This window comes from Methylobacterium aquaticum, from assembly GCF_001043915.1.
In the GTDB taxonomy this organism is placed as follows: Bacteria; Pseudomonadota; Alphaproteobacteria; order Rhizobiales; family Beijerinckiaceae; genus Methylobacterium; species Methylobacterium aquaticum.
This window is the reverse complement of the sequence record NZ_LABX01000353.1, coordinates 1-6,525: the sequence shown is the minus strand read 5'-3', so window position 1 is coordinate 6,525 and position 6,525 is coordinate 1. Positions and strand designations below refer to the sequence as shown.

General features: G+C 70.5%; 6 protein-coding genes and 1 pseudogene. 4 read left to right on the top strand and 3 right to left on the bottom strand.

Annotation, left to right across the window (positions count from 1 at the left end; all coding sequences use genetic code 11):
- Positions 1–337: pseudogene (locus VP06_RS31800) on the top strand (hypothetical protein); the annotation flags it as partial.
- 276 nt (positions 338–613) lie between these two features.
- Here VP06_RS31800 and VP06_RS31795 read toward each other — a convergent pair.
- Together VP06_RS31795 and VP06_RS31790 are read right to left on the bottom strand one after the other, a co-directional pair.
- Positions 614–1,366, bottom strand: a complete 753-nt coding sequence (locus VP06_RS31795) for an arginyltransferase (protein ID WP_048467824.1) — start codon at positions 1,364–1,366, stop codon at positions 614–616.
- A gap of 163 nt (positions 1,367–1,529) precedes the next feature.
- Positions 1,530–2,051, bottom strand: a complete 522-nt coding sequence (locus VP06_RS31790; protein ID WP_048467823.1) for an RDD family protein — start codon at positions 2,049–2,051, stop codon at positions 1,530–1,532.
- A gap of 500 nt (positions 2,052–2,551) precedes the next feature.
- Here VP06_RS31790 and VP06_RS31785 point away from each other — a divergent pair, with 500 nt between their 5' ends.
- Positions 2,552–3,742 (top strand): site-specific DNA-methyltransferase, encoded by a 1,191-nt coding sequence (locus tag VP06_RS31785; RefSeq protein WP_082167742.1) that lies wholly within the window; start codon positions 2,552–2,554, stop codon positions 3,740–3,742.
- Between the two features lie 9 nt (positions 3,743–3,751).
- On the opposite strand, the gene mutY is transcribed toward VP06_RS31785, so the two are convergent.
- A complete protein-coding gene (gene mutY / locus VP06_RS31780; protein WP_048467821.1) occupies positions 3,752–4,990 on the bottom strand; it encodes an A/G-specific adenine glycosylase in 1,239 nt (412 codons plus the stop codon).
- A gap of 172 nt (positions 4,991–5,162) precedes the next feature.
- Between mutY and VP06_RS31775 the strand changes: the two genes are divergently transcribed.
- Both VP06_RS31775 and VP06_RS31770 read left to right on the top strand, forming a co-directional pair.
- Positions 5,163–5,651, top strand: coding sequence for a DUF721 domain-containing protein (locus VP06_RS31775; RefSeq protein WP_048467820.1), 489 nt, complete (start codon positions 5,163–5,165; stop codon positions 5,649–5,651).
- A gap of 133 nt (positions 5,652–5,784) precedes the next feature.
- Positions 5,785–6,444: a DsbA family protein gene (locus tag VP06_RS31770; protein ID WP_048467819.1), complete on the top strand. Its 660-nt coding sequence runs from the start codon at positions 5,785–5,787 to the stop codon at positions 6,442–6,444.
- The last annotated feature ends 81 nt before the right edge of the window (positions 6,445–6,525 follow it).

The following is a 6,525-nucleotide window of genomic DNA, read 5'->3' as shown; positions in this document are numbered from 1 at the left end:
CACGCAGTGGCAGCGCGATCTATCGATCAGTCACGACAAGATCGGCGACGTTCTGGTGTCGCAGGGTGATGGGGCGGGAGCCCTGGCGGCGTACCAGTCCGGGCTGGCCATCGCCCTGAGCCTCGCCCAGCGCGATCCTGCCAACACGGAGTGGCAGCGCGATCTCGTGGTGTCCAACGTGAAATTGTCGACCGTCGTTGAGACAGGAAAGCGCGCCCATCTCGCACGCGCCCTCCAGATCGTGCGGAACCTCCATGAGACGAAGCGCCTCGCCCCGGTCGATGCCTGGATGCTGGATGAGTTCTCCCGCCGCCTCGCCGCGCTCCCGGACGAGTAGGCGGCCGATGGTGCGGATGGGGTGCAGCCCGCCATCCAGCGCAGACCAATCCCCGCCCGCCGGAGCCGTGCCGGCGAGCCACGCGCCGACCCATCCCGCCCGGGGCAGAGGTCCGACCTCCTTGCCCATCCGTCGTCTCCCCGAGCGCCTGCGGCGTTCTTCGGGCCTGCGGCGGCGTCATGGGACGGGCCGGTCAAGCGCCGGGATGGGTCGGAGGCGAAGGCGAAAAGGAAACGCGACCGTCCCGTAGCCGCGCGGCGACAGGACGGCCCACTCTCACACCTCCTCCACCCGGGCCCAGCCATTCGGCATCAGCCGTTCCTGGGGGGTGAACTTGGCCTTGTACTGCATCTTGCGCGAGCCCTCGACCCAATAGCCCAGATACAGGTAGGGCAGGCCGAGGCTGCGGGCGCGCTCGATGTGGTCGAGGATCATGTAGGTGCCGAGGGAGCGCTCGGCCTCCGCCGGTTCGTAGAAGGAATAGACCATCGACAGCCCGTCGGAGAGCACGTCGGTGAGGCAGACGGCGATCGGGGCGCCGGTGCCGCGGCCGTTGATCGCGGTGTCGGGCCCGCGCTTGCGGTAGACCACCAGATGGGTCTCGACGTGGCTGTCCTCGACCATCATGGCGTAGTCGAGCACGGTCATGTCGACCATGCCGCCATCGCCGTGGCGGGCATCGAGGTAGCGGCGGAAGAGGGCGTATTGCTCCGAGGCCGGGCGGTTGGGCTGGGCCTGGCCGACGAGGTCGCGGTTGCGCTTCAGCACCCTTCGCTGGCTGTCGCTGGTCGCGAAGTCGCCGACCACGACGCGCACCGAGATGCAGGCCCGGCAGGTCTCGCAGGCCGGCCGGTAGGCGATGGTCTGCGAGCGGCGGAAGCCGCCCTGGGTCAGGATCTCGTTGAGGTCGCGGGCGCGCCGGCCGACCAGATGCGTGAACACCTTCCGCTCCTGCTGCCCAGGCAGGTAGGGGCATGGCGAGGGCGCCGTGAGATAGAACTGCGGTGCGTCCCGCGGATGGCTGGTCACGCTTCGTCGGTCTCGCAGGGGGGGCCGGCGCGGGCGCCGGGCGGGCCAGGATAGCACCGGCGCGGCGCGCCTCAACAGGCACGGACCGCGCCGGCGCAAAATCGTGACGGTTACGCGCGACCGCGGCCGAAGGTTGCGGCCCCCGGACGGAGGCCGCCTCGGCCTACGCCTCGCGGACCACCGCGAGGTCGAGGATCAGGTCGTGGCCCATGCGCCGGTCGGCCCGCAGCACGCCGATACCGATATCAAGGAGCCAGAGCAGGAAGGTCGACAGCGCGACATAGAACAGCAGCGCATGCACCGCGGCGGTGATCCAGTCGATCGGCCCGCCGGTCGTCGCCCGCACTGCCCGCAGGCCCATCATCCGCATGCCGAGCGTGCTCTGGCGCGGCCCGCCGACGGTGATCGCGCTGTAGAGGATCCCGCTCGCCGGCAGGATGGCGTAGAGCGCCCAGGCGACCCCGAAGGTGATGACCCCGAGGAACGAGATCGCCAGCCACAGGAGGCAGCTGAAGCCGAAGATGAACGCGATGTCGAGCAGATAGGCGATGAAGCGCCGCGACAGCGAGCCATGCGCCACCAGCACCGGCGGTCCGGCCCAGCCCGGCGGGGGCGCGTAGCCCTGCTGGGGGGAGTTGCCGGGATACGGACCGCCATAGGGTCCGCCCTGCCAGGAATTCGCCATCGCACCGTCTCCGCTCTGCACCCGACCGTTAGGTGGGCGCGGTCCCCGTCCGTCTCAAGAGCAAGCTGACCTTGGGGCTGCCGGGGATCGCCGCGACACTCGCCCTGATGGGGCACGCGGCGCTTCTGAGCGGCGAGGAGGGCACGCTTCGAACGGCACGCCTCGGCCAGCGCCGCCGTCGCCTTGGGGTTTGCCGCAGGCACCTCGGGGCTTGCCGCAGGCAGCTTGGCGCGTGCCGCCGGCAGAGGACGAGGTCGCTTTCGTCTCTCCACCGATCCGCGTCGCGATCGGGCCCACCTGAATGGACAATGCGCGCACGGAACGATCAGGGGACGTCGTCCTCATGATCAGTAGTGCTTCTTTAACGGGTCGACCGTTCGCTCGGCCACTCGGCAAGAAATGCAGCCCCATTTCGAGACGCAAAACGTGTCTGCGCGAAACGTCACCTTTACCGTAGCGGCGGCAATGTCTGGTGGTCAGTCGCGTAACCGGTGTTTGCCATGGCTTCCCCGCGTACCGCGGTCGCTGGCGCCGCCGCCCGGAATCAGGTCTCGCGTACCGGGCGAGTGGCGTCGGCGCCGCGGATGGGTCTCGTTACCCCCGCACAGCGTCTTCCCCTGAACGAAGTCATCCTCGGGGATTGCCTCACGGCCCTCGACAGGCTGCCGCCGTCCAGCGTCGACCTGGTCTTCGCGGATCCGCCCTACAACCTCCAGCTCGGTGCCGGCACCCTGCTGCGCCCGAACCAGAGCGCGGTCGATGCCGTCGACGACGACTGGGACCAGTTCGCCAGCTTCGACGCCTACGACACCTTCACCCGCGCCTGGCTTTCCGCCTGCCGCCGGGTGATGAAGCCGACCGCTACCCTCTGGGTGATTGGCTCCTACCACAACATCTTCCGTGTCGGGAGCGCGTTGCAGGATCTTGGTTTCTGGATCCTCAACGACATCGTGTGGCGCAAGGCCAACCCGATGCCGAATTTCCGCGGCAAGCGCTTCACCAACGCTCACGAGACCCTGATCTGGGCCTCGCGCAGCGACCAGAAGGGCTACACCTTCCATTACGAGGCGCTGAAGGGCGGCAACGACGACCTTCAGATGCGCTCGGACTGGTTCATCCCGCTCTGCACCGGCGACGAGCGCCTGAAGGGCGAGGACGGGCGGAAGCTGCACCCGACCCAGAAGCCCGAGGCCCTGCTCGCCCGCACCATCCTGTCGTCGTCGAATCCCGGCGACGTGGTGCTCGACCCGTTCTTCGGCACCGGCACCACCGGGGCGGTGGCCAAGCGGCTGGGCCGGCATTTCATCGGCATCGAGCAGGAGCCGGCTTATGCGGCGGCGGCGCGCGAGCGCATCGCCGGCATCGAGCCGCTGTCCCGCGCCGCCCTCCTCACCGCACCGACGAAGCGCGCCGAGCCGCGGGTGCCGTTCCTGAGCCTGCTGGAGGCCGGCCACGTCCGGGCCGGCGAGACGCTCACCGACGAGCGCCGCCGCCACAAGGCGCTGGTGCGGCCGGACGGCACGCTGGGGGTCGGTCCCGCCTCGGGCTCGATCCACAAGATCGGCGCCCTGGTCCAGGGCCTGCCGGCCTGCAACGGCTGGACCTTCTGGCACGCCGAGCGCGGCGGGCGGCTCGTCTGCATCGACGACTTCCGCGGCACGATGCGGGCCGGGATGGGCTCGGCGGCGTAAGGCAGCCCCTCATCGTCCCTTCGGCCGGCCGCGCCCGGTGGTCTTGACCACCGGAGCGGCCGAGGCCGGCCGGCGGGAGAGCACCTTCGGCAGCGGCGCCCGCCGCGGCGGCGGCTCGGGCTCCGGCAGGGTCGCGAGGTCGGGCTCTGGCCGGGGCGTGAGAGCGGGCGGCGGCGCCGCGAGCTTCTGCTCCAGGGCGTGGGCCAGCACCTTCTTCATCGCCCCGGGCAGCGGCTCGGCAGCGAGGCCGGCGCGCGGCGTGAAGCGCATCCCCTCGGGGGCCGGCATGCCGGCCCCGACCCGGGCGACGAACACCGTCAGTTCGAGCGGGAAATGCGTGAAGACGTGGCGCACGATCCCGGGCAGCCGCTTCCAGCGCGCATCGAGGGGCGCGTCGAGGAGCGCCTGGGCCGGGTCGTAATCGGCCCGCCACTCGCTCGTCGGCGGCTCGGCCATCGAGCCGAGGAGCCCCTCCGGCGGTCGTGTGCGGAGCAGCACCGCATCATCCCCGGCCCGCAAAACCACGAAGGCGGCGCCCCGGCGCAGCGCGCCCGCCACCTTCTTCACCTTGCGCGGAAACGTCTCCTGCAACCCGGCCGCCCGGGCGCGGCAGGGCTGCATCCACGGGCAGAGCGCGCAGGCCGGCCGCTTCGGGGTGCATAGCGTGGCGCCGAGATCCATCACGCCTTGCGCGAAATCGCCAGGGCGCTGAGCCGGCACGAGGTCTTCGGCGAGGCGGCGGATCTCCGGCCGCGCGGCGGGAATCGGCGTCTCGATCGCGTAGAGCCGCGACACCACCCGCTCGACATTGCCGTCCACCGCCGCGACTGGCCGGTCGAAGGCGATGGCCGCGATCGCGCCGGCCGTATAGGCGCCGATGCCCGGAAGCTTGCGCAGGCCCTCCACCGTGTCGGGAAAGCCGCCGGCCTCCGCCACCGCCTTCGCGCAGGCATGCAGGTTGCGGGCGCGGGAATAGTAGCCCAAGCCCGCCCAAGCGGCCATCACCGCCTCCTCCGGCGCCGCCGCCAGGGCCTCGACGGTCGGGAAACGCTCCAGGAAGCGAGCGAAATAGGGCTTCACCGCAGCGACGGTGGTCTGCTGCAGCATGATCTCGGACAGCCAGACCCGGTACGGATCGGGCGCGACGCCGGGGAGCGCGCGCCAGGGCAAGGCACGGCGATGGCGGTCGTACCAGACCAGGAGGTCGGCGGCATCCGGCCTTGAGTGCGACACGGCGGGCGCTACCATGCGGCACGCCTTAGCGGGTTTTCCGCGGTTGCGGGAGCGGGATTCCGGCGCCTTTCGTCGCCGGGCCCGGCTCTCGCCGCCGCGGGCCGGAGGGTTAAGTGTTCCCTTACACGAAGGCTCTATCTGTGGGGGCTTCACGCCGGACGCGGCGGTTTTTCAGGACGGACGGGCGATGGCGCGGCCCAAACCCTTGAGCGAGCTGATCGAGCGGTCCCTCGGCCCCGTCTTCGCGGCCCAGGGCTTCGCCTCGACCGACATCCTGGCCTCCTGGTCGGAGATCGTCGGCGAGCGTCTGGCCCGGGCGTGCCAGCCGGAGAAGCTCGAATGGCCGCGCCGGCGCGGCAGCGCGCGCGAGCAGCGGCCGGAGCCCGGCACCCTGACGGTGCGGGTCGAGGGCGCCTTCGCCCTCGAATTGCAGCACCTCGTGCCGCTGGTGATCGAGCGCATCAACCGCCATTACGGCTGGGCCTGCGTCGGCAAGATCCGCCTGCGCCAGGACCGGGTCGCCCAGGCCCGCCGAAGAACCGCCGCCCCGCCCCCCCTCGACCCGGTGCGCCGCGGCGAAGTGGCGCTCGCCGTCTCCACCGTGAGCGAGGCGGCCTTGCGCGAGGCCCTCGACCGCCTCGGCCTCGCGGTGCTGGGGGCGCAGCGCTCGCGCTGACCCCCGCCGCGTTGCTCGGGCTTTCGCGGCACAGCGGAAGTTGATGCGGCGGCGGCTTGCCACGAGGCGGCCGGGATTCTACCGCATCGACGACCGCGGACCCTCCCGCCAACCGCTCACGAGGATGCCTGCCATGCTCACCCGTCGCGAGGCCCTGACACTCACCGGCTCGGCCCTCGGCGCGGCCCTGCTCGCCCCGGCCCTGCCGTTCCGCGCTCTCAGCCAGGCTGCCCTGGCGCAGGGGCCGGTGGTGGACGGCCTGATGCAGCCCGGTCCCCTCGGCGATGTCTGGCTCGGGCCGGACAATGCCCGCTGCACCATCATCGAATATGCCTCGATGACCTGCTCGCACTGCGCCGGCTTCCACAAGACGACCTGGCCGGCGCTCAAGGAGCGCTGGATCGACACCGGCAAGGTCCGGTTCACCTTGCGGGAATTCCCCCTCGACCCGCTCGCCACCGCGGCCTTCATGCTGGCCCGGGCCGACAACGCGGCGCGCTACTACCCGATCACCGACATGCTGTTCGACCAGCAGCAGAGCTGGGCCTTCGTCCCGAAGCCCCTCGACGCCCTCGAGCAGATGATGCGCCAGGCCGGCTTCTCGAAGGAGAAGTTCGAGGCGACGCTGAAGGACCAGAAGCTCTACGAGGCCGTCAACACCGTGAAGGAGCGCGCGATGACGACCTTCAAGGTCAATGCCACGCCGACCTTCTTCATTAACGGCCAGAAGTACCAGGGCGAAATGACGATCGACGGCATGGAGAAGGTGATCAAGCCGATCGTCGGGGCGTAATTTTGTTGTCAAGCGCTGGGCAGTCCCGCTTCGCGTAAAACATGAAGCGTCTCCCCTCCCCATACGGGGAGGGGTTTGGGG